The organism is Parabacteroides sp. AF17-3 (assembly GCF_003635445.1).
GTDB lineage: Bacteria > Bacteroidota > Bacteroidia > Bacteroidales > Tannerellaceae > Parabacteroides > Parabacteroides goldsteinii.
In genome coordinates this window covers 205,407-229,425 of record NZ_QTMM01000014.1, presented here as the reverse complement: position 1 = coordinate 229,425, position 24,019 = coordinate 205,407, and the positions used below count along the sequence as shown (strand labels likewise).

Here is a 24,019-nt window from a genome sequence, read left to right as displayed (position 1 = left end):
TACTAATAGTAAAAGTCTATGACAAAACAGAAGAAATTTTTGACCTGTGATGGTAACCAGGCTGCTGCTCATATTTCCTATATGTTCAGCGAAGTAGCCGCTATCTACCCCATCACTCCGTCGTCTACAATGGCAGAATATGTAGACGAATGGGCTGCCGCCGGACGTAAGAATATTTTCGGCGAAACGGTTTTGGTACAGGAAATGCAATCAGAAGGTGGTGCTGCGGGTGCAGTTCACGGTTCTTTGCAGGCTGGTGCCCTGACTTCAACTTACACGGCTTCTCAGGGATTGTTGCTGATGATCCCTAACATGTACAAGATTGCCGGTGAGTTGCTTCCTTGCGTATTCCATGTATCTGCCCGTACACTGGCATCTCATGCCTTGTGTATCTTCGGCGATCATCAGGATGTTATGTCTGCTCGTCAGACTGGTTTCGCAATGTTGGCAGAAGGTTCTGTTCAGGAAGTTATGGACTTGGCGGGTGTAGCTCACCTGGCAACTATCAAGTCTCGCGTTCCTTTCGTGAACTTCTTCGACGGTTTCCGTACATCTCACGAAATCCAGAAGATCGAAGCTCTGGAAAATGATGACCTGGCTCCGCTGATCGACCAGAAGGCGTTGGCTGAATTCCGTGCACGTGCTTTGAATCCGGAAAAACCGGAAGCTCGCGGTATGGCTGAAAACCCGGATCACTTCTTCCAGCACAGAGAATCTTCAAACAAATACTATGAAGCAGTTCCTGCTATCGTAGAAGAATATATGAATGAAATCTCCAAACTCACAGGCCGTAAATATGGTTTGTTCGATTACTACGGAGCAGAAGATGCAGAACGCGTGATTATCGCAATGGGTTCTGTAACCGAAGCTGCCCGTGAAGCTATCGACCACCTGACTGCTCAGGGTGAAAAAGTAGGTTTGGTTTCTGTTCATTTGTATCGTCCGTTCTCTGCTAAGCATTTCCTGGCTGCTGTTCCTAAGACTGCAAAACGTATCGCAGTTCTTGACAGAACAAAAGAACCGGGTGCAACTGGCGAACCTTTGTATCTGGATGTAAAAGACTGTTTCTACGGACAGGCTGACGCTCCGGTTATCGTGGGTGGCCGTTATGGTCTGGGTTCTAAAGATACTACTCCGGCACAGATTCTTGCCGTTTACGAAAATCTGGCATTGCCGATGCCGAAGAATCAGTTCACACTGGGTATCGTAGACGATGTTACATTCACTTCTCTTCCTCAGAAAGAAGAAATCGCTTTGGGCGGCGAAGGTATGTTCGAAGCTAAGTTCTACGGATTAGGTGCTGACGGTACGGTGGGTGCTAACAAGAACTCTGTAAAGATTATTGGTGACAATACAGACAAATATTGCCAGGCATACTTCTCTTACGACTCTAAGAAGTCCGGTGGTTTCACTTGTTCTCACCTGCGTTTCGGTGATCATCCGATTCGTTCTACTTATTTGGTAAATACTCCGAACTTCGTTGCTTGTCACGTTCAGGCTTATCTGCGTATGTACGATGTTACTCGCGGTTTGCGTGAAAACGGTACATTCCTGCTGAACACTGTATGGAATGGCGAAGAGTTGGCTAAACACCTGCCGAACAAGGTAAAACGTTATTTCGCTCAGAAAAATATTACTGTTTACTATATCAATGCAACACAGATTGCTTTGGAAATTGGTTTGGGCAACCGTACCAATACAATCCTTCAGTCTGCATTCTTCCGTATCACAGGTGTAATTCCTGTTGATCTGGCTATCGAACAGATGAAGAAATTCATCGTGAAGTCTTACGGAAAGAAGGGTGAAGATGTAGTTAACAAGAACTATGCTGCTGTCGATCGTGGTGGCGAATATACTCAACTGACAGTTGATCCGGACTGGGCTAACCTGCCGGACGATGAAGTTGTAGCAAACAACGATCCTGCTTTCATCAACGAAGTAGTTCGTCCTATCAATGCTCAGGATGGTGACTTGCTGAAGGTTTCTGCATTCGAAGGTATCGAAGACGGTACATGGCATCAGGGAACAGCTAAATATGAAAAACGTGGTGTAGCCGCTTTCGTTCCTGTTTGGGAACCGGATAACTGTATCCAGTGTAACAAGTGTGCATATGTTTGTCCTCACGCTTCTATCCGTCCGTTCGTGTTGGATGCTGCTGAACAGGCTGCTGCTCCGTTCAATAACTCTTTGAAAGCAACAGGTAAACAATTCGAAGGAATGCAGTTCCGTATTCAGGTAGACGTTCTTGACTGTCTGGGTTGTGGTAACTGTGCCGATGTTTGTCCGGGTAATCCGAAAAAGGGTGGTAAAGCGCTTAAGATGGCTGCTTTGGAAACTCAATTGGATGAAGCTCCGAACTGGGATTTCTGTGCTGAAAAGGTTACAACAAAACAACATTTGGTTGACATCAAGGCTAACGTGAAGAACTCTCAGTTTGCAACTCCGTTGTTTGAGTTCTCCGGTGCTTGCTCCGGTTGTGGTGAAACTCCGTACGTGAAGTTGGTAACTCAACTGTTCGGTGACCGTGAAATGGTAGCTAACGCAACAGGTTGTTCTTCTATCTATTCAGGTTCAGTACCTTCTACTCCTTATACAACAAACGATAAGGGTCAAGGTCCGGCTTGGGCTAACTCATTGTTCGAAGACTTCTGCGAATTCGGTCTGGGTATGGAACTGGCTAACGAAAAGATGCGTGCACGCCTGACAAATGCGATGAACGAAATTATCGCTGCCGACAATGCTCCTGCTGAAGCTAAGGAAGTTCTGAAGGCTTGGGTTGAAAATCAGAATGATGCCGATAAGACAAAAGAACTGGCTCCTCAGGTATTGGCTATTGCTGAAGAAGGTATCACTCACGGCTGTCCGCTTAGCGCACAGATCAAGGAGCTTTCTCACTTCCTGGTAAAACGTTCACAGTGGATTATCGGTGGTGACGGTGCTTCTTACGATATCGGTTACGGTGGTCTTGACCATGTAATTGCTTCAGGTAAGAACGTTAACATCCTGGTATTGGATACTGAAGTTTATTCAAATACGGGAGGTCAGTCTTCTAAAGCTACTCCGGTAGGTGCAATCGCTAAGTTTGCTGCTTCCGGTAAGAGAATCCGCAAGAAAGACCTGGGTCTGATGGCTACAACTTACGGTTATGTTTATGTTGCTCAGATCGCAATGGGTGCCGATCAGGCTCAGACGTTGAAAGCGATCCGCGAAGCTGAAGCTTATGATGGTCCTTCATTGATCATTGCTTATGCTCCTTGTATCAACCACGGTTTGAAGAAGGGTATGGGTAAGAGCCAGCAGGAAGAAGCTGATGCAGTAGCATGTGGTTACTGGCATTTGTGGCGTTACAATCCGGCTTTGGAAGAAGAAGGCAAGAATCCGTTCTCTTTGGATAGCAAAGAACCGGATTGGAGCAAGTTCCAGGACTTCCTGAAGGGTGAAGTACGTTTCGCATCTCTGACAAAACAATTCCCGGCCGAAGCCGCTCAATTGTTCCAGGCTGCCGAAGACAACGCTAAGTGGAGACTTAACAACTACAAGCGTTTGGCTAAACAGCAGTGGGGTGTTGAAGAATAATTGATTATTTGATCATCTAAATAGTAAAACGGAATCTTCGAAAGAGGGTTCCGTTTTTTTGTATAAGCCAAATAAATCGTACCTTTAGCGAAACTAAACAAACAAGCAAATGGCGAAAAATAAAAGCAAGCAGAATCAGTTTCAGTTACTCTCTCCTGAAAAGTATATTCGTTTGAAAGCTAGAAATTTACCGATAGAGGTGTGTTATGTTTCCGATGACTGGAAAGATGAAAGAGGGGCTGTAGCGGAAGTGATCGTAGTTCGTCGTCATGCCGGTGGAAATTATACATTCGGAGTTTACGTCGTAGATACGTTGTGTCTGGGAGTGAAACATTCTGTATATAGGTTTAATGTGCCACCGGATGAGTATGACGATTTTGTTGAAAGAACGGCAACTGATTGCGGTATTAAAATCAGTTATAATGAAGCTCATAATTTTATTTATGGGGCTATAGCGTTTGCCGAAGAGTTCGGGATCAAACCGGATAAGAGTTTTGCCTTGACGCAATATATACTGGAAGAGGATACGGAAGAGATTCCTTTGATTGAATATAAATATGGGAGAGGTGGCCGCCCTCACCTGGTTGCCGAAACATCTCTTGAGGCAAGTAAGTATATCCCTATACTGGAAGAATCTACAGGCGGCGATTTCGGTCTTGAGATATTGGAAGATCGTGATGTGTTCGATGATGATGAATTCGATGATGACGAATTTGATGATGAATATGACGAGGAGGATAATAAGACAATGTAAGAATATTACAATAATAATATAGAGGGAATTGGTTCAGTTTTTATCAGATTTGAATGTTACTTTTCTCTTGATAGAAAAGTAACCAAAAGATCAAGGCTCAACCGGCTTCACTGCTCCGGTGAAAGACTCCACTCGAAAATCCGAAACTCGCTCCGCTCAAACAACGGATTTTCTTAACCGTTCCGTCTTTCATCTCCGCGGACGTTCACCCGCTTAGGCCTTTCCTAGGAAGCTATGCTTCCTCTTAGGATGGCCGATACCGACACCTATATAATAATAACAGATCCTTTCTTTTTCAACAGTCGGTATCGGCCATCCCAGGAGAACGCAAAGCGTTCTATGAAAGGCCTCAGTTGATGAGCGTTAAGCGAAGCATCCGCAGAGAGCGTCCGGAGGCTGTGCTGTTTGAGCGCAGCGAGTTCACAGACGACAGCGAACGGAGGATGCGCAGTAGCGAGGCAGGTGCAGCCTTGATCTTTTGCCTTCTTTTCCATCAAGGGAAAAGTAGGTTCAATTATTTCTAAAATTGAATCTGTGCATTCAAAAACGGGAATTGTGCCTGGTGCCAATATGGATAAATAGGGGTGACCTGGCTGGCATTATCCAGTCTTTTTACCTGTTCCGGTGTCAGGTTCCAGCCGACAGCCTCCAGATTCTGTTTTAATTGTTCTTCTGTGCTGGCCCCGATTATCAGGCTGGAAACAGTTGGGCGTTGCAGTAACCAGTTCAGCGCACATTGTGCTACCGAATGTCCTGTCTCTTCTGCTATCTCATCCAATACATCCATTATATTATATAAACGTTCGTAGGAAGTAGCTTCATCGGGGATAGGACTTCCGCCGCGAGCCACACGTCCGTCGGCCGGTATCGGATTGTTGCGCCGGTATCTTCCGCCCAGACGTCCTGCTGAAAGAGGACTCCAGATGATGGAACCTACCTTCTGATCGATTCCGAGCGGCATTAATTCCCATTCAAACTCCCTGTTGAGCAAAGAATAATGAACCTGCTGTGCCACATAACGACTCCAGCCATAGCGTTCGGAGACAGACAAAGCCTTCATCAGATGCCATCCGGAGAAATTAGAGCAAGCGATATACCGTATTTTTCCGGCAGTGATCAGATCATCCAGAGCACGAAGCGTTTCTTCTACCGGCGTATTGGCGTCAAATCCATGCATATGATAAATATCAATATGATCGGTATTCAGCCGTTTCAGACTGGCTTCGCAGGCCTCGATGAGGTGGAAGCGGGAAGAACCCATAGCGTTGCGTCCTTCCGGATTCAGGTTGAATGTGGCTTTGGTCGATATCAACAGTTTATTTCTCAGTCCTTCAACAGCTTTCCCCAATATCGTTTCAGAAAGTCCGTCTGAATATGCGTCAGCGGTGTCGAACAGGTTTACACCCGCATCGAGACAAAGGTTTATCATGCGTCTGGCTTCGTCCACTTGGGTATGTCCCCATCCTTCGAAACCGTTTGTACCTCCAAAAGTAGCAGTCCCTAAACAAAGCACGGGTACATAAAGTCCCGATCCTCCTAATTGTCTGTATTCCATAGCTTACCTATTAAATTGTTATTAAGATCTTACTTACAAAGGTATATAAAAATCCGCATGTGTTTATTTATTCTTATCTTTGTATCAAATTTAGGTTATTAGAAAAAGTATGGTTAAGGCAATTTTCTTCGATATAGACGGGACGTTGGTCAGTTTTAAGACACATGAAGTACCCCGCTCTACCATTGACGCATTGGATATCTTACGGAAGAAAGGTATTAAAGTTTTTATAGCAACAGGTCGTCATTACAGTTCCATCAACAATCTGGGAGATTTAAAATTTGACGGATATGTTACACTGAACGGTGGATATTGTTTTGCCGGAGAAGACAAAGTGATCTATAAACACAGCATTCCCGACAGGGATATCGATGCATTGATCCGCTATTTGGAAACTGAAGAGTCTTTCCCCTGTGCTTTTGTCCAGGAAAAAGAAATCTTTATGAATTATAAGGATGAAACAGTGGAAGAAATTTTTAATATGCTGAATTTTCCGGAGCCGCCTATCCGTCCTCTGAGTGAAATGAAGGGAAAGACGGTCTACCAGTTAGTCTCATTTTTTACTGCCGAACAGGAGAAAAAGATCATGTCTATCTTATCCCATTGCGAGTCCACCCGCTGGAATCCGTTGTTTACCGATGTGGTACCTGCCGGGAGCAGCAAGCGGATCGGTATTGATAAAATGCTGGAATACTTTAAGATACCATTAAATGAATGTATGGCTTTCGGTGATGGCGGTAATGATGTAGCCATGCTTCAGCATGCCGGGATCGGGGTTGCTATGGGGAATGCTGACGACGACGTAAAACAATATGCGGATTATGTAACCGATTCCGTCGATGAGGACGGGATATTCAAAGCCTTGAAATTCCACAACATTATTTAAACCAGTGTTGTTATTTATATAGCTAGTATTATTATTAAAAGAAAGACAGACTCATGATAGACGAATTACTTGAATACAACCGGGGATTTGTAGATAAGAAAGGATATGAAAAGTTTATAACGAATAAGTATCCCGATAAAAAGATTGCCATCGTATCCTGTATGGATACTCGTCTGATAGAATTGCTTCCTGCCGCATTGGGCATAAAGAATGGCGACGTGAAAATCATAAAGAATGCCGGTGCAATCATTTCACATCCGTTCGGCAGTGTGATACGCAGTCTGATGGTCGCTATTTATGAACTGGGAGTGGTCGAGATCATGATCATTGGTCATTCTGATTGCGGTGCCCAGCATATGGACAGCGACGAGATGATCGAAGCAATGAAGAAACGGGGTATTCCCGCTGAGCGAATCGATATGATCCGTTACTGCGGAATCGATTTTAAATACTGGCTTCGTGGGTTTGACTCGACAGAATGCTCAGTAAAAGATACAGTCGAACAAGTTCGCAACCACCCGTTGATTCCTACCGATATTACGGTTAGAGGCTTTGTAATTAATTCAGTTACAGGTGAATTGACCGAAGTGGAGTAGGGAGGTTATCTTCTGAAAATCTATTTCTATAGATTAAATAAATGTAAAGATAGAAATAATTTATATGTTTTATAGCATAGTTTTGGAAAAAGTGCTTATCTTTGCACTGTAAACAAAAAGAAAAGATTAAGGTTTAGGTTAATTATTAACGAGTCTTCCAAGCGTGGAAGACATAAAAAAGTAAAGATTATGATGACAAGTAGAAATGAAGAAAATCTTCGTACTTTAGCGATGTTGCGTTATCAGGCTGATCGTTATCAGTCAATGAGAAATGGTACAATGAGTCAGCGAGTAAATGCTGAAATCCGTCGCCTGTTGGAAGAAATGGGCGCTAACGCAAAAAATTAAAGCAAAAGAAAGTATATTATTTTGATGTATTCTCTTCACTAGGGTCTTTTATAAGACTGGTGAGAGATCGAGAGATGGGCATTCGACGCTGACAGAACAGCGAAGATTAGCCTTTTTTTATTTTCTATCCCTTACAATTCTTCAATTTATCTTCTATCTTTGTGCGCGGAACAAATCTATAAAACACAATCATACAATGAAAAGAACAGGTTTATTTGTAGCATCCGTCATGCTATCTACCACCCTTTGGGCACAGTCGCCTGTAGAAAAAGGACTGAACACTATCAATAAGGAAAACGCGGAAGCCTATATCGGTTTCTTGGCCAGTGACGAACTGGAAGGGCGTGAAGCCGGTTTCCAGGGAGGACGGATTGCTGCCGAGTATATCGTCTCCAACCTGAAGACAATGGGCATCGCTCCCTTGAATGAGTCTTATTACCAACCTTTCGAGGCTTATAATAAGGAACGCCAGAAGAGGGGACGTTTCCAGGTGCATCCTGATTCGATCGCCCAACTGAAGCAAGGCGTACATCAGAAGTTATCCATGCGCAATATCCTGGGAAAGATAGAAGGGAAGAATCCGAATGAATATGTTATCATCGGAGCACACTACGATCACCTGGGTTTCGATCCGATGCTGGACGGTGATCAGATCTATAACGGGGCAGATGATAATGCTTCGGGCGTATCGGCTGTCCTTCAGGTTGCAAAAGCATTTCTGGCTTCCGGTGAGCAACCGCAACGTACGGTTATTTTTGCTTTCTGGGACGGTGAAGAAAAAGGATTGCTGGGTTCTGAATATTTTGTGCAGAACTGTCCGTTCCTGAAAGATATAAAGGGATATTTGAATTATGATATGATCGGCCGCAATTCGAACGAAGCGGTTCCCGAGCAGGTCGATTATTTCTATACGGAAGCAAACAAGGCTTTCGGTGACTGGCTGAAGAATGATATCAAGAAATATGACCTGAACCTGAAACCTGTTTATCACCCCTGGGACAAGCCGGTAGGAGGGAGTGACAACGGCTCTTTTGCCAAACGTGGTATTCCCATTATCTGGTATCACACCAACGGTCATCCGGACTACCATATGCCGGGCGACCATGTCGAAAAGATCAACTGGGATAAGATCGTAGATATTACAAAAGCCTCTTTCCTGAATATGTGGAACTTGGCGAATGAGAAGAAATATTAGTGTTGAATATAAAAAGGAGAGGGTCTTTCAATTTTTGAAGTGAAACAACCTCTCCTTTTTAAAAGCTTAATCAAAACTTTTTACAGTAAAAGTAAACTGCAACGTTGAGCATAATGGAATATACGGATTGGAGTAATTACGATCCCCATATCCCAACTGATAAGGAATTATAGCATCCACCCTTTCTCCTTTACGGATTTTCGGCAAAAGAGCAGCCAGTCCCTTAATCAGATTTGGACTGTCCAATTTTAAAGTCTGATCTATCGGATTACCATCTTTATTACCTACGATAACCGTTTGGGAAACCGGAATTACTCCTAACATAGAAACTTTTACATTAGCATCTATCTTAGGGAAAGAATCTATTTGACTTGTTTCCAGTACACGATACAAAAGCGTATCTTCATCCACGACCAATCGCTGATACAGCAATTGTCCGTCATCCTCTACATCTTCCTTTTTTTCCTGAAAATATTTCTGATTATCGGCAATCCATATTTTCTCCTCTTCTGTATGAGCCGGTATCGTCTTTTCATCGTCATCACCACAAGCCGATAGGCCGATCACCATCACTATTACCCAATACAGGATCACATTAATCGATTTCATTTTTACTCATTTTGTTAAATTATGCAGTACATTTTATAGTGAATAAAGGCTGTCGAAAAAGTTTCTCGACAGCCTTTGTGTTTATGTAGCATTAAGCTAATGTTTATTACAATGCATTACCATTATGGTTTTCTGCAGGAGTTGTACGTCCTGTCCACCAAACTGGTGTGTCGTATGTATTCTTATGAGCAACTTTTGCAAAGTTATCACCGTTGTTAGTCAACTCGCTGGACGGATAGAACATACGTTCCTGGAATACCACATTAGGAGTGGAGACAAACGGCAGTTCTCCGTCGAAGTCTTTTACCAAACGACGAGCTTCGTTGTAAATTTCATACGGATTCATGATATTCATGTGGCAGAACTTCTGGTCGAAAATGAATTTCAGTTTATCTTTTGTTGAGGTCAAACTAGCAAACTTGTTAGCAGCTAGTTCTTCATAATCAGCCAGATGATCTTCGTCCAATTCCGGAGCTTTAGCCTTTGCCTGAACATACAGAATACTCGGCAGAGAAGATTCATTATAACTCATTGTTTTATTCACATTATAATAGAAACGAGTAGAAGCATCAATGGCCTTCTTAATACAGCTTTTAACATCGATATTACCTAACTCGCCCGGCCAACGTACAGCGGCTTCAGCCAATAACAAGTTTGTTTCTGTTGAACCCATTACCGGAAATTTCATATCGAAATTGAAGTAAGTACGACGGTTATACATTGTAGGAATACGTTCCGGATTCCACGGATTAGTAACCACATCATTAAAATTATACATATCAGTCAATTCCTTTTCTGTATAATAGTTAGGAAGTTCCGCTTCAGCTTCTTCTATTGTTAATGGCAAACCAATATAGCGTCCGTGGATATCCGGTTGGAACATGGCATACAAACGTGGGTCAAAATCGTGACGAGTGATACCATTTTCATCACCTGGCTGATATTCATAATTCATGATATCTTCAATGATCGTTGCCGGTGCACCTGATTCATATCCACGTTCATCCAAACCACGGAAGAATGTCAGTTCGAAGGCATGTGTTTTATCCTGTTCTTCAAAACCAAGATCATGTGAATATTCTGTCAACATGCGGTTTTCGGCAATCAACTCTTTAATAGTCGAAAGAGCTGCATCCGGTTTCACATGGCAAAGACGCATTGCCATACGCAAACGTAAAGAATTAGCCATACGAATCCATTTATCCAAATCACCGTTACACAAAATATCTACAGAAGAGAATTTTGACTCTTGTGCATCTGTTTGAAATTGATATTCACTTAATTCAGCAGCTGCATTTTTCAGAGTTTCCATGATATTCATGTAAATCTCTTCTTGTGTATCATATTTAGGATAAAACAGTTCTTGGAAAGCACCTCCGGCTTCTGAATAAGGCATATCATCGTATAAGTCTGTTGCACGTTGGAATGCATAAGAACGGATAATATCACTACAAAGCATATAGACTTTGTTTTGTTCTTGCTCTTCTTCTGTCATGTCGGCATACAGCAATTTCATGCCACTGAGTTCTTTGCTGTAATTGGTACAAGTCTGTGTGAATATAAACTCATTAAACGGAGTACCTGACCAGCCATCCCATGGACGGACAATCGTATTGTTTTGAGTTCTATCCAGATACAATGGACTGACACCTAATCCTAACATCTTACCGAAACCTCTCATGTAATGGTAAGTCGCACCGTAATCATACCGGAACAAATGTCCTTTTGTCTGAGCAGAAGCAAACAGCAGACTGAAGTCAGCTTCCGTCAATTTATCCGGATTATAAAATTTCTCATCCAGTGTGTCACATGACACCATTGCTCCGGTTACGGCAACGCCTAAAGCTAAACTGGTTATATATTTTCTGATTGTATTCATACTTTGTTATACTGATTAGAATGAAACATTAAGACCCAAACCAAAACTGCGGATACCCGGGATGCTACTAACCTCTGTAAATGAGTTAGTACCTTGTGTAGATTCCGGTGTTACATTCGGAATTGCTTTATAAATATAGCACAAGTTGTTTGCAAAGGCATTGATACGTGCGCTTTGAATCTTGAACTTTGAGACGAAACTTTTTGGTAAATTGTAGTTGAACGACAAAGAACGCAAAGCTATGTAATCACTTTTATAGATCTGGTCTTCAGACAAATCCATGCCTCCCTGCCAATATAACTGACTGTAGTATTGTTCAGCAGAGATCACTTTTTCATTCTGTTTTCCATCACTTGTAACACCAGGAGTAATTACACCATCATGCAAAATAAATGGATAGAAAGAATCAGCAGGTACAGCAGCTGAATGGCTATCCAACTTGATACGTTCGCCAGCCGTATTCACATAATAAGGTAGACCACCCCGGGCTTCATCACGATATTTCAATGATTCAACGCCGGAACCATTACCTAACAAAAACATATTTGTCTGAGAAATCATGGTAGCACCGAACTGGAAGTCGAAGACTGCACTCAAAGAAAAGTCTTTATATGACAGACTTGTAGTCAAACCACCGACAACATCCGGCGTAATCTTACCAACTTTTATCATTTTCGTTTTATCAAAGTCCCAAACACCGGTTCCCTGGTTTACGATACGGTTACCCTGTTCGTCACGCTGATATGGATAAATATAGATTTCACCATATTCACCATTAGGAATACTCCGAACAGAAGCACCGGTAGCGCCCCACATATCCAACTGATTAATACCTTTACCCAATTTCTTTACTTTGGTTGAATAGTTCGCCAGATTGAATCCGACTTCCCATGTCCAATCTTTCGTCATGATCGGCTTTGTATTCACAGAAAATTCAATACCACTTTGGGCGATATCACCTGCATTCATACGAACTTCGGTTAAACCGGAAGAAGAAGGCACTGTTAACTTCGTGATCTGGTCGTATGTATTATTATGGAAGAAAGAGAAATCTACACCGATACGGTTACCCGGTAAGAATGCTCCTTCTAAGCCGATTTCATATTCACGTTTACGTTCAGGCTTCAAGTTCGGAACCGGGAATCCTCCAGTGGCTGAAGCAAAGTCTGCCGGTGGCAAATAATCAGGTAACGACATGGTAGGTTGTCCACCATAAGCGCCTAACGAGAAGTCTACGTTACCATAATAACGAGGACCCGGACGACCTACGTCGGCCCAAGAAGCACGTACTTTACCAAAGTTCAAACTTGGAATATCGAATGCTTCCGTGAAGATCCATGACAAGCTGGCACCTGGGTAGAAGTAATGGTTATTTTCCGGAGGAAGGATGGAAGACCAGTCATTACGAGCCTGGATTTCCAAATACACCTGGTTGGCATAAGCTAACTGAGCAGAAGCGAACACACTCAACAATAAGTCATTTCCACGAGAACGGCTGGAACGAGGTCCGAAGTCTTCACGCGTATTACTCAAAGAAAACCAGTTTTCAATAGCGAATGTTTCCGCTACGTATTGTTCCTGATATTCCTCTTTATTATACTTAACAGCACCACCGACCATGGCTGACAAATCCCAAACGTCATTGAATGTCTGATTGTAGTTGAAAGAAGACTGACCGTACATAATCATGTTACGTTTGTTCGCGATCTGATACCAACCTTGCTTATTTTCGTAAGACAGCGGTTTGCTGACATGTTGCTTAATTTCCTGATCGGATACTGTCCAGTCAATACCACCCAGCGTAGTCCAGGAGAACTTATCATTGAATGTTACATCAACGTTCAATGATTGAATCAAGTGGTTACGGTCAAAGTCATTCGAGTTACGCAACTGTGACCAATAATAACCAGAGAAATAACTGGTATAAGGAGCCATCTGCGTAACAGAGTTGTTCATGCTGAAATAATTGTAACCTTCATCTGTCAGATACATATCTTTGATCAAGTTGACATCCTGTTCACGAGGGAAACCGTAAGTTGCAAAACTTTGCATGGCATACGGAGCATTGTGATCTTTCGTGTTCGAGAAGTTGGTATTCATTTTCACCTTAATCCAGTCATTTGCTTTCAGATCCGCAGCAAAACTAAATGAGTGAGCTTTGTTATCTGCACCATAAGAGATAGCATTGTAATCACGATAGTTGTATGACAAACGGAAAGACCCCAACTCTCCGCCATTACTCAATGCAAAATTTACATTGGTTTGACCACCTGTGCGATATAAATCTCTTTGATTATTCTTTTGAGCAGAATAAGAATGATATTGACCGTCCCACCATAACAACTGACGGCCATCCAAACGTGGACCGAAGTTATAACTGGAACCTCTCCATAAAGACTCGACAGTTTGTCCGGTATGCGGGTCAGTCATTGTATAGAAACCATCTTTAGAGATTTCTTTTAAAGCGGCAGTACCGGCACTCGAACCTGTACCGAATTCATTCTGCAATTCAGGTAAGTACGCAGCCATATTCCAGGAATGGTTGATACCGAAATCAATACCTAATCCTTTTTTACCACCGGTTTTAGTCGTAATCAACATGACCCCGTTAGCACCTTCCGATCCATATAATACGGCCGCTTTCGCTCCTTTCAGGATTTCAATGGAAGCAATGTCCTCCGGATTAATGTCGTTCAAACCAGTACCATGGTCACCACCGGTACGGCTGTTGGTAGACTGTCCGGTATTTTCATCATGAATAGGAATACCATCTACTACAATCAATGGACGCGTAGAAGAATCTTCTGTCAACGAAATGGCATTACGAACCTTAATGTTCATACCGCCGGAAGGACCGGAAGCTGTAGATTGTAATTGTAAGCCTGAAGTTTTACCATACAGAGCTTGCATAGCATTCATCGGTGTACCGGCTTCAGTCAGTTCTTCTCCTTTTACACTACTTACCGAATAACCCAACGCTTTCTTTTCGCGTTTGATACCCAAAGCTGTTACAACGACTTCATCCAGTTTCTGAGCGTCTTCCGCCAGTTTTACTTGTAAAGCCGGTTGACCAGTGTACTTGATTTCCTGGGTTGAGTACCCTATAAAAGAAATCTGAATAATGTCACCGCTCTTCACACCTTCCAATGTAAAGTTACCGTCCATATCGGTAATCGATCCATTTGTGGTTCCTTTTACAACTACAGATGCTCCGGCTACAGGACCGAATTCATCTTCAACTACTCCCGTTACTTTCCCAGTCTGTTGGGAAATACTTGTTTTTGGCATTGCTGCAACCGTATCCGCAAATACATATCCGGGAATACCCAGTGTACCGGCCAACAGCAATAAGCCTACAGGCTTAAAGTTTTTCAACATAATTGATGGTTTTTATTTGAACATACAATAGCCATTGCTTTGGCGAAACAATGGTCTGTTCTAATTCTCATTGGATATAATTTTCAATGATTCTTTAGCACCAAGTGTTTTTTTAGTTGGCGTTGATAACTTAGTACTAAAAGGACTATAGTGTTTTTGGAATCAAATTGTATTGATAATCAATAAGTTATAATTTTAAACTACAATATTTAACTACTTGTGTCAGGGTAAAAACTATATTATTTAAAAGCTTTGGAAGCTTTTCTGATGGGTTAATATTGATTAATAGGAGGACAGAGTTCTGATTTGTGGGAGATTTCTCCTTATTTATATAAATTTTAGTAAATCCGGCGTCATATTTCGGTAGAGATATTTTAACAAGTTGTACCATAGGAATATGGGGGTGACGCCATGGCAGGAGGACGGCATCACCCCGCTTGTTTTATCAGATTTCAATTACATGGTAGTAATTGCCTGTTTTCGTATGTTTTTTGGTTACATTATTCTTTATTCTTTAGCAACAGTCGGCCGAACAGAGCCATGTTGCGGATACCAGATTTTATCTTGCTTCGTTGTTCGATCCGTCTCAATATTTCGGCGGCAGGGAGCAGTTCGCCCTGTTCTCCGGTTTCAGGCAAGCGGAAATATTGGAAGAAGAGTTGCTCTTCAACCGGAATCTAATAGATATAACGTTTTACGTCCCTGTCCCATAGCGGGATACCTTCTTCCTGCGCATTCAGGCTGATACTGTTGAGGACCTGTTCGTTAACAGGAAAGAAATTGAAATAGTACGATTTGCGTTCACGGAATTCCGCATCTCCCTTCATATTATTATATCTGAATTCATACCGGCGTTTCATAAATTCGTTGGCTTGAAAGGCGAGTACCTGCTCCGGACGGATACACGGTTTCCGGCCGAAACCGGAGGACAGGCAGTAGACATTGTGTACGGTTGTCCGTATCTCCGCTTCAAAAATCCGGAAATGGGTATGTACCGGCAACCACTTGACCACCTCTTCTTCCGGGATACCACTGCGGAAGCAATTCTCGACAAGACAAGTAAGGAAAGGCTTGATATCTTCATCCTCTTTTCGATAACCGGTCGCATCTATGGCTTGCCGTAATGAATTTTCGAAAAGTAACGAAACGATCCGGCTTCGTTCATAACCGGGAACGAGGCGTTGTAGCGGGTCTGTCACGGCTGGTGACGGTGCAGAAACCGGTAGCTTTTCCGGCGTCTCCCAAGGTTGTTCGATCCGGATAGGCAGGGCGTCCGGATTGTAGTAAATATCCGGATCGAATGAAAGCCGGCAGACCGCATCCAATTCGTTTTCTTCAACAGTGATCTGTTGTTGCAACTCTTCCCGGTAATAGGCTGCCGCTCTGTCATAGGCCCGGGCATGGAAAAAACGAATAAGCGTATCGTTCTGTGGGACAGTATAATCCGGCAGTGTGAAAGGAATTACAATTTTCACGCTTTTTCCGCTTGATCCGATAAAAGCTGCCATCGTCTGTAATGATCCGGCTGCTTGCCAGCGGACATTTTTTGCCTCGTTGCAGTTAGCGAGATTGTTTATTTTGAGCAGGACCAATCCGTTATATTGGTTTCTGACAAACGTCCCATCCTGCTTTTTTACGGTAGAACAGAAGTAGACGACCGGCAACCGGTTCGCCTCTTTTACCGAAACTCCGGGAATGGTGTAGCGCAATTCTTCACGCAGGGCTGCCACTTGCTTTTCTTTGTAACCGTCACGGATCAGTCCGACCAGTTTTTCCATCTCAATTGTCTTTTGTGCTTTCTGATTTGCACTGAATAAAGTTGCTTTCATTTGTCTTCTTTTTTTATTGATTTTTTCCAAAGGTAAGTATCTGAATGCCGGTTTACAGCATGTAAAGACCAATCATTATCAGGAAGGATACAACTATTTCATCTATTGAAAATAAAGGAGATAACTATTGTTTATCCACTTATATTTTATATCTTTGGTCGTATATTCTTAACCCTTCGACCTGGGTGAACCTTATAGTTGACCTAGGGCAAATTGAAGTTCGACCTGGGGCGAATATATGGTTGACCTGGGTCAAATACTTACTAAGTCCAGTCTTTAGCCATAAAAGTCTATAGGCCGGATGATAAAAACACACTGGTATGACAGCAATTTACAAGATGGAGCAGAATCCGCCTAAAAAGGGTTCAGGTAAAAAAGTCGTATTGCATCCCCGTATAGTCCCTTGGGATACAGTGAGTACCGATCGTTTAATAGAGGAAGCGTCTTCGCGATCCACTTATACTAGTGGTGACCTGAAAGGGGCGGTCCGTCTGCTCTCCGACATGCTGAAAGAGAAACTACGCGATGGATATAATGTTTATCTCGACGGAATCGGCTATTTCAGTGTATCGTTGAAATCGCGCCCGGTAGAAGACAAGAAGGAGTTGCGTAGTGAATCCGTTCATTTCAAGAATGTGAATTTTCGTTGTTGTGCCGGACTGAAGCATGAACTGAAAACAATGCCGGTGGAACGTTATAAGGAGCCAAAGGTAACTGATTTTTCACAGGAAGAAAAGGAAAGTCGGCTACTGCGGTATCTGGAGCGACATGCATATATTACAACCTTGGCTTATCAGGGTTTGAACGGTTGTACCCAATATCTGGCACGCAAAGAGCTCAAACAATTTGTGGCCGACGGTATCCTGGTGGAAGACGGGACACGAAGAATGTGCATTTATGTGAAGCGTCCGGAACCGGCGGAATTGCCGGATAGCCTGGTGGTGGATTCGAATATGGGGAGGTAAAATGATTGGTGACGCCATTTGTTAATAATAGCGTCACCATTTAGTGATATGCAAATCAAGAGATAATAATGTCATAAATGAATGTGATACCGCGAGTCAGATATAATTTATAATCCCAGGCAGAAATTAACTAAAGTTATTACATCTTTAGGGGTATTCATATCTGTCTTTTGTTTCTTTATGAAATCTTCTATTTGTGTTTCTTTATTGGGGAAAAGTTTCAGGAGGGTTTTCTTGTTTTTGAATTTGAAAGGCTGACCATCGCGAAAAATACAGTATTCATTCTGGTTTGCTAATTTAAATACCTCCGTATATTGGTCTTCATAAACACCGTATTGCCATTCTGCGGTATTTATTGTTTCTACTTTAGCCTGTTGTACACCATAAGCACCTTTATAGCCTTGTGATTTATTTTTTAATAGCCAATTTATGCCGATAAGTCCGTTGGGGACTGGTATTATTTCATAAAAACTTTCTCTCTTTCCGGCAGGGATAAATTTGGAGTCACCGATATAAACAGTATCAACCTGCGATAAATTAGTCAGAATCATTTCTTCTGCTCCGCTTTTAAACATCATGACTTGATTACCGCAATCATAATTGAGTTCGGCAGGGGTTTTTGATTTATTTTTCATCAATACGATACCCCTGTTATAGTTTTCAAATAACATCTGACGTTTTTTCTGTGCGTTGGCACTTATTATAGTGACTAAACAACAAATAAAGATAATTAACGAGTATGTTCTCATTGCAGTAGATTATAAAAAAGAGTAGTTGCTCATGGCAACTACTCTTTAGCGGTTATTAATTATATAAATTACTTCTTTAGCCCTTCACCCCATTGCGGAGCATTCTTATCCTGCCATGTACGCTCAGAGTTTAAGATGGTCTTGTTATTATCCCCTGCTGCTGTGACTGTATAGCCTTGTGCTGCGTAGGCATCCAATTCTATCTGATATAACTGGCTGGTTTCGTTAGGAACACCGGTATGGAAACGGCGTGGTATATTGGTAACAGGTATTGAACTATAGTTTTCGCGGCTGATAAATTCGGAATTGAATTTAGGTATACCTGAACGACGAGCTGTTACAAACTGGTCGTAAGGATACATCGTGAAGTGCAATAACTGCTGTAAGTAGACTTTTTCCAATTGTTCATCGACAGAACCTGTGAGTTTATAATCCTTGGATGCAAGCATTGCATCGATTTCTCCATCCTTCAGTTCGATAGAAACCTCGTTCGGATCATAATCATATGTAGTACCGTAATAAGCAATTTGGTTGAGTCCGGCTGCTTTATCATATTCCATAACAGATAGTTTTAATCCTTGTGTGTAATAAGACTCGGCTGTATTGGGCAAATCGGCACCTAACAGTTTGAATTCCGCCAGATAGAGATTGACTTCTCCGCCCCCTAAATACATACCGTACCAAGGACGACTTTCGTTTTTCGTGATAACCGGACCGCCGGGAATTGTCGGCATGGTAAAGTTATAAGTGCGTCCGATAACCATCTGCCGTTGATACATAGAGTAAGGACGGTAAGTTTTGGCACTTTGACCTTTATCATCGGTAATCTTATAACGATTTCCGTAGTCAAACCATTCTCCATAAACTGCACTGTTATTATTTGCATTATATTCAACAGGTAATCCGTAATATCGAACCCAAGGTTCACCCATTCCCTTCCATTTCACAAATGTCTTTTTGCCGTCGGCATTTGTTGTAAACTCGATATTTTCTTCAATATATGAAGGTATACTTTTACCCTGATCGTAAAACTCTTGTACGATCTTTGAGTTCCAGTCGTTCTTATCGTAGCAGAAGCGAACACGCGGGTCTTTATTTTCAAGCATGAAATTTATAACGCGCTGATTAGCTGCAGTCGATTCCATAAATCCGTTACTCCAGTGATAGATGTAATCATCGCTACTTGAATTTATGACAGATTTATTAAACAGTATGGCATCGTCTATGGAATCGATGTAGCCGCAAGATGCATTAGCCACTTCCGACGCGATTTTCAAGGCTTTTGCTTTATCCTGTGAGAGCAGACGGACTGCTATTTTCAATTTCAGGGAGTTTGCAGCTTTAGCCCATTTGGTAAGATCTCCATGGTAAATAGGATCCTGTTTTGTCGGGAATATCTGTTCTGTTGCTGTTGTGAATGTGGTGATGGCAGCATCCAGTTGTTCTAACCATAAATTATATAGATCAGCAATTCTATCGTAGGCCGGTGTCAATGTGCCGCCATGCAATGCATTTCCGGCTTCCGTAAATTGAATATCGCCATTGATATCACTGCTGGCAATAGCGAGATATGTAGTTAGCATATCCACGCATGCAGCTGTTGCTGCATGTTTGGCAGATTCTTCTTCACTCATGTTAGAGCGTAAAAATGTAATCTCGTGTGCCAGTTTTAATACATTCACATAGCCTACACCGCCAACCGCAGTTGTCAATAAAACTGCCTGTAGGTACAGCCATCTGACTCCAGGCTGTCAACATCGGTGAGTCGTAGAACCAATAAGTGTAACTAAAAGGTTCAAAATCCATAACGGCCTGTGTGAAAAGATAAGATGGCTCAGCCTTTGTTACTTGAGTAGGACTGGAGTTGATGTCTGAAAATTCATCGCGACATCCGGTTGTGCATACTATCGTTGCACTTAATCCCAATCCCAATAATATATTACGATAATTGTTCATGATTAATCAATTTAATGTTTCTGATTTTAGTTTAGAATCCGACATTAACAGTAAATGTGTAATTCGCTGTCAAACCGCTGAAAGAACGAACACGAAATTCGGAAGCAACTGTACCGCGAACAGATTCAGGATTTACCCCGTCGGGCATTGTATTCAACAGATAACCCAGATTTCGTCCAGATACAGATAAATTCAAATGTTGTGCACCAATTTTATTAGCAAACTTTTGAGGCATTCTGTATGATAATGTAATTTCACGTACAGCAATATAATTCAACTTTTTCAACCATGCATCGTTTACAGTACCTGTCCCCCATGCATTATTCCAATAATGCCATGCTGAAGCGTGCTGTGGATCCAACAGCCCTTTGCTATGCAAAGATTCATAAGTTTCGCCACCTTCGGCTACAGTATAAGAAGTTCCGTCAGGCAGGGGTATGGAAATACCACCTTCGATCAAACCGACTGGAATAATACCGTCATGATATGTTTGACCATCCCAGATAGAAGTATAAGTCATACCTCCATTTTCCGAATCACGCCATTTCAAAGACGTTTCTGTAAACCCATAAGCTGTACCATAACGATTTGCATAAGAGGCTACATATCCTCCGAAGCGCATATCAAATAATGCACGTAAACTCCAGTTCTTATAGGTTAACGAAGTGCTAACAGAGCCTAAGAAGTCCGGAACCAACGAACCAATGATTTCTGCTTCGCCACTGCGTTGGTAGTACATAGCGTGCATTCCTTTATTACCCCCATAATAATCAACAGCATTTAGGATAGGCAGACCAGTTGCTTTATCTATTTTGGCTTTAGAGTCACTCATCAATACTCCGTACGATTCGCCGACTTTTGCAACTGAACCTACACGATAGTTTCCGTAACTAACTTCACCAGACAATGTAATATAATTTGCTACATTCGGATGCAATTCTATTATCTTATTTTCATTTTTAGTATAGGTGAAATCCAAATCCCATTGCCAGTCTTTTGTTTTGATTGGTGTTGTGTTCAGTGCAATTTCAAGACCTCTGTTCTGGATGTTTCCTGCGTTGATATACTGACTGTTGATGCCGGAAATACCAGGAACGCTGATCGACATGATCTGATTTTTGGTGTTTTCTTTATAATAAGTGAAATCAAGACCGATTCTGTTAGACAAGAAGCGCCAGTCCAAACCTATTTCCCATGCATTTTTACGTTCGGGCTTCAAATCATTTGAGTAGGCTGTAGACGGAATACTTAATGCATAAATATTATCTCCGTTTTGTAGTTGACCCGTCATCAGTGAATAGGCAGAGTTGATAGTATAAGCCTCTGTGTCATTACCAACCTGTGCCCATGAAGCACGTATTTTAGCAAAGGATATCCATTCCGGTAACTGGTCGCGAAGTGTTTCATGTATCAACCATGATCCGGAGACAGATGGGTAAAAGTATGAATAATTTCCATGACCGTCTGAATAAACCAATGAAGAGGACCAGTCGTTACGTCCGGTTACATCCAGGAAAAGTTGGTCTTTCCAACTGGCACTAGCCTGGAATGATAGGGATAACATCCGTTTTTCCCCTTCAATCTTACCGCTATATGATGGTGTGTTGATGGAGTTAGCAATAAAATATTGGTTAGGTACAACCAGACCTCCGTTTGTATTTTCTGCCATTGTTTGTTGCATGTTGTTATAATATTCTCCACGGATAAAACCACCGAATGTGAAATCGCTTACACTTTTATTAAATGTAAATGATGCATTAAAATTGGTCTGTTCTTTTGTGTACAATCCCATTCCGTAATATCCGCTATTAGTATTGGCATATCCGTCTCCTGGCTTTTTGCTTTCATAGCGGGTATAATAATAATTGTAGTTTCCTTCAGCACGGAATTTCATCCAGTCTGTTAAATCGGCCGTTAAAACCAAGGTTGGACGAACAGAAGTTTCCTTTTGTGAGTAATCATTCTCATAAATGTTCCACCAAGTGCTTCGTCCAGGGTTGTTGCCATATTCATCTCCATAATCGGCACTAGCCAATCCACCGTGAGATCCTTTGTAGCGTTTACGGAAGTACTGTGTGTCGTAAGTACGTCCCCATGTGCCGTCTACAAATAGCTCTCCGATATTCGGTTGAGCATTCTTCGGATTTGAATTTGCAAAAGAAATAGATGCTTCAATTTCTACTTTATTGGTTAACTTGTGCGATGCTTTAGCTAGAAAAGATACACGGTCGAAACTATTGTTTGGTAATGTTCCGTTTGCGTATTTATAAGATAAAGAGGTGTAGAATGAAGTCTTTTCAGAACTACCGCTAACGGAAATGTTTGTATTGCTATTGAATCCTAGATTATAAGCATCTTTAAAGTTATTTTCTACAGGACTGTATGCGATTGTGCTATAATCGAAATTTTCAATATCTCTTCCGTCAAAAGCAGGTCCCCAATGACGGCCTGTTCCTCCGACCAAAGTCGGGTTTCCGGCAGAGTTCAGATAGAACTGACCGAGGTTGTCATACAAATAATAATTACCTTCAGCATCGGTTTCTCCATAACCGACATTTCCTGTATAATTACCACGTCCGTATTTGTTCTGCAATCCAGGCTGTTTAAACATGTGGTCGATGCCTAAAGTCTGTGTTACGTTAACTCCGATACCCTTTTGTCCTTTACCTGATTTTGTTGTAATGACAACAGCACCATTCAAACCACGTGAACCATATAATGCAGTTGCAGCTGCACCTTTCAAAACGGAAACTGTTTCAAAGTCGTCCGGGTTCAAGTTCTTTAACTCATTACCGTAGTCATAGTTATTGGAATCCCAGTCGGCATCTCCATTCCTGATGGAATTGTCTAAAATAATACCGTCAACAACATAAATAGGTTGATTGTTTTTACCTAAAGTAGAAGCACCACGAATCTGGATTTTTGTTGAACCGAACATACCTCCGTCTGACCCTGCAATTTCAACACCTGCTACTTTACCTTGCAAAGCTGAAACCGGATTAATAGAATTATTAAGTAACTCTTCTCCCTTTAATTCAGTCACGGCGTAACCTAACGCTTTAGTTTCGCGTTTCATACCTAAAGCGGTAACAACTACTTCATCTAATTTTTGTGCATCTTCAATTAGTTTAATTGGTAAAGAAGGTTGTCCCGTATATTTGATTTCCTGGGTTGCGTAACCTATAAAAGAAATCAGAATAACGTCACCACTCTTTACTCCTTCCAATGTAAAGTTACCGTCCATATCGGTAATTGACCCATTGGTTGTCCCTTTCACTACGACAGACGCTCCGGCAACAGGGCCGAAATCATCTTCTACTGTACCTGTGACCTTCCCGCTTTGCTGAGAAATGTTCACTTCCGACTTAACAGGTGCTGTGTTTGCGTATACTTTAGGAAAACATAACGCTCCAGCAACTAAAATTAAGCTAACCGGTTTAAAGTTTTTCAACATAATTGATGGTTTTTATTATACTCAGATGCTATTTTGGCGTAAAAAGCACCTTTTAATTCATTTTGGTATAAAATATAGAGACTTTGAGTAGGAACGCTTGTATGATTTGGCGTTATAAGTCGTTCATAGTACTAAAAGGACTATAGTGTTTTCGGTAAATCAACAAAAGATGGATATAAGTACTAAAAGAACTTAATCCAATATAGCTAATTATATAGAAATGTGCATGTTGGCTAATGTGTTGTTTAGTAGTCAGGTAAGAGATTTATAATATGGTCTGTCTTTTGAAT

General features: G+C 41.8%; 18 protein-coding genes. 8 read left to right on the top strand and 10 right to left on the bottom strand.

Annotated features, from left to right (window positions below; genetic code table 11):
• Nucleotides 1-18: 18 nt before the first annotated feature.
• From nifJ to DWW91_RS27710, 3 genes are all read left to right on the top strand, one after another.
• Nucleotides 19-3,576 carry a pyruvate:ferredoxin (flavodoxin) oxidoreductase gene (gene nifJ, locus DWW91_RS18920; protein ID WP_122328610.1) on the top strand — a complete coding sequence of 1,186 codons (3,558 nt, stop codon included), beginning with the start codon at nt 19-21 and terminating at the stop codon, nt 3,574-3,576.
• A 109-nt stretch (nt 3,577-3,685) separates the two neighbouring features.
• Nucleotides 3,686-4,330, top strand: coding sequence for a hypothetical protein (locus tag DWW91_RS18915; RefSeq protein WP_122328609.1), 645 nt, complete (start codon nt 3,686-3,688; stop codon nt 4,328-4,330).
• Nucleotides 4,331-4,686: 356 nt separating this feature from the next.
• The gene (locus DWW91_RS27710) at nt 4,687-4,854 is read left to right on the top strand and encodes a hypothetical protein (protein ID WP_158599469.1); all 168 of its coding nucleotides are present in this window, start codon (nt 4,687-4,689) and stop codon (nt 4,852-4,854) included.
• Here DWW91_RS27710 and DWW91_RS18905 read toward each other — a convergent pair.
• The gene (locus tag DWW91_RS18905; RefSeq protein WP_010802669.1) at nt 4,851-5,885 is read right to left on the bottom strand and encodes an aldo/keto reductase; all 1,035 of its coding nucleotides are present in this window, start codon (nt 5,883-5,885) and stop codon (nt 4,851-4,853) included. The two genes, DWW91_RS27710 and DWW91_RS18905, sit on opposite strands and share 4 nt — an antisense overlap.
• Nucleotides 5,886-5,994: 109 nt before the next feature.
• On the opposite strand from DWW91_RS18905, the gene DWW91_RS18900 reads away from it, so the two are divergent.
• The 4 genes from DWW91_RS18900 (at nt 5,995) to DWW91_RS18890 (ending at nt 8,910) form a co-directional block, all read left to right on the top strand.
• Nucleotides 5,995-6,771, top strand: a complete 777-nt coding sequence (locus DWW91_RS18900) for a Cof-type HAD-IIB family hydrolase (protein WP_122328607.1) — start codon at nt 5,995-5,997, stop codon at nt 6,769-6,771.
• A 53-nt stretch (nt 6,772-6,824) separates the two neighbouring features.
• Entirely contained in the window at nt 6,825-7,367 is a 543-nt protein-coding gene (locus DWW91_RS18895; protein WP_007658305.1) for a carbonic anhydrase, read from the top strand.
• 189 nt (nt 7,368-7,556) lie between these two features.
• Nucleotides 7,557-7,715: a hypothetical protein gene (locus tag DWW91_RS27870; protein WP_007658304.1), complete on the top strand. Its 159-nt coding sequence runs from the start codon at nt 7,557-7,559 to the stop codon at nt 7,713-7,715.
• A 196-nt stretch (nt 7,716-7,911) separates the two neighbouring features.
• Nucleotides 7,912-8,910 carry a M28 family metallopeptidase gene (locus DWW91_RS18890; RefSeq protein ID WP_122328606.1) on the top strand — a complete coding sequence of 333 codons (999 nt, stop codon included), beginning with the start codon at nt 7,912-7,914 and terminating at the stop codon, nt 8,908-8,910.
• Between the two features lie 66 nt (nt 8,911-8,976).
• Here the strand turns inward: DWW91_RS18890 and DWW91_RS18885 are convergent, their stop codons facing one another.
• From DWW91_RS18885 to DWW91_RS18865, 5 genes are all read right to left on the bottom strand, one after another.
• A complete protein-coding gene (locus DWW91_RS18885) occupies nt 8,977-9,519 on the bottom strand; it encodes an FKBP-type peptidyl-prolyl cis-trans isomerase (protein ID WP_122328605.1) in 543 nt (180 codons plus the stop codon).
• A 106-nt stretch (nt 9,520-9,625) separates the two neighbouring features.
• Nucleotides 9,626-11,398, bottom strand: coding sequence for a SusD/RagB family nutrient-binding outer membrane lipoprotein (locus DWW91_RS18880; RefSeq protein ID WP_007658298.1), 1,773 nt, complete (start codon nt 11,396-11,398; stop codon nt 9,626-9,628).
• Between the two features lie 15 nt (nt 11,399-11,413).
• On the bottom strand, nt 11,414-14,776 hold the full coding sequence (locus tag DWW91_RS18875; protein WP_007658297.1) for a SusC/RagA family TonB-linked outer membrane protein: 3,363 nt from the start codon (nt 14,774-14,776) through the stop codon (nt 11,414-11,416).
• Between the two features lie 500 nt (nt 14,777-15,276).
• Nucleotides 15,277-15,453 carry a DUF3874 domain-containing protein gene (locus DWW91_RS28425; protein WP_122328604.1) on the bottom strand — a complete coding sequence of 59 codons (177 nt, stop codon included), beginning with the start codon at nt 15,451-15,453 and terminating at the stop codon, nt 15,277-15,279.
• Nucleotides 15,454-16,605, bottom strand: a complete 1,152-nt coding sequence (locus DWW91_RS18865; protein WP_122328603.1) for a BT4734/BF3469 family protein — start codon at nt 16,603-16,605, stop codon at nt 15,454-15,456. It lies immediately after the preceding gene.
• A gap of 320 nt (nt 16,606-16,925) precedes the next feature.
• On the opposite strand from DWW91_RS18865, the gene DWW91_RS18860 reads away from it, so the two are divergent.
• The gene (locus DWW91_RS18860; protein WP_122328602.1) at nt 16,926-17,570 is read left to right on the top strand and encodes an HU family DNA-binding protein; all 645 of its coding nucleotides are present in this window, start codon (nt 16,926-16,928) and stop codon (nt 17,568-17,570) included.
• Nucleotides 17,571-17,677: 107 nt separating this feature from the next.
• Here the strand turns inward: DWW91_RS18860 and DWW91_RS18855 are convergent, their stop codons facing one another.
• The 4 genes from DWW91_RS18855 to DWW91_RS18845 form a co-directional block, all read right to left on the bottom strand.
• The gene (locus DWW91_RS18855) at nt 17,678-18,319 is read right to left on the bottom strand and encodes a hypothetical protein (RefSeq protein ID WP_044214343.1); all 642 of its coding nucleotides are present in this window, start codon (nt 18,317-18,319) and stop codon (nt 17,678-17,680) included.
• Nucleotides 18,320-18,387: 68 nt separating this feature from the next.
• Nucleotides 18,388-19,953, bottom strand: coding sequence for a SusD/RagB family nutrient-binding outer membrane lipoprotein (locus DWW91_RS18850; RefSeq protein WP_233584527.1), 1,566 nt, complete (start codon nt 19,951-19,953; stop codon nt 18,388-18,390).
• Between the two features lies 1 nt (nt 19,954).
• The gene (locus DWW91_RS28140; protein ID WP_233584526.1) at nt 19,955-20,275 is read right to left on the bottom strand and encodes a hypothetical protein; all 321 of its coding nucleotides are present in this window, start codon (nt 20,273-20,275) and stop codon (nt 19,955-19,957) included.
• Between the two features lie 31 nt (nt 20,276-20,306).
• Entirely contained in the window at nt 20,307-23,729 is a 3,423-nt protein-coding gene (locus DWW91_RS18845) for a SusC/RagA family TonB-linked outer membrane protein (RefSeq protein ID WP_010802675.1), read from the bottom strand.
• Nucleotides 23,730-24,019 lie beyond the last annotated feature (290 nt).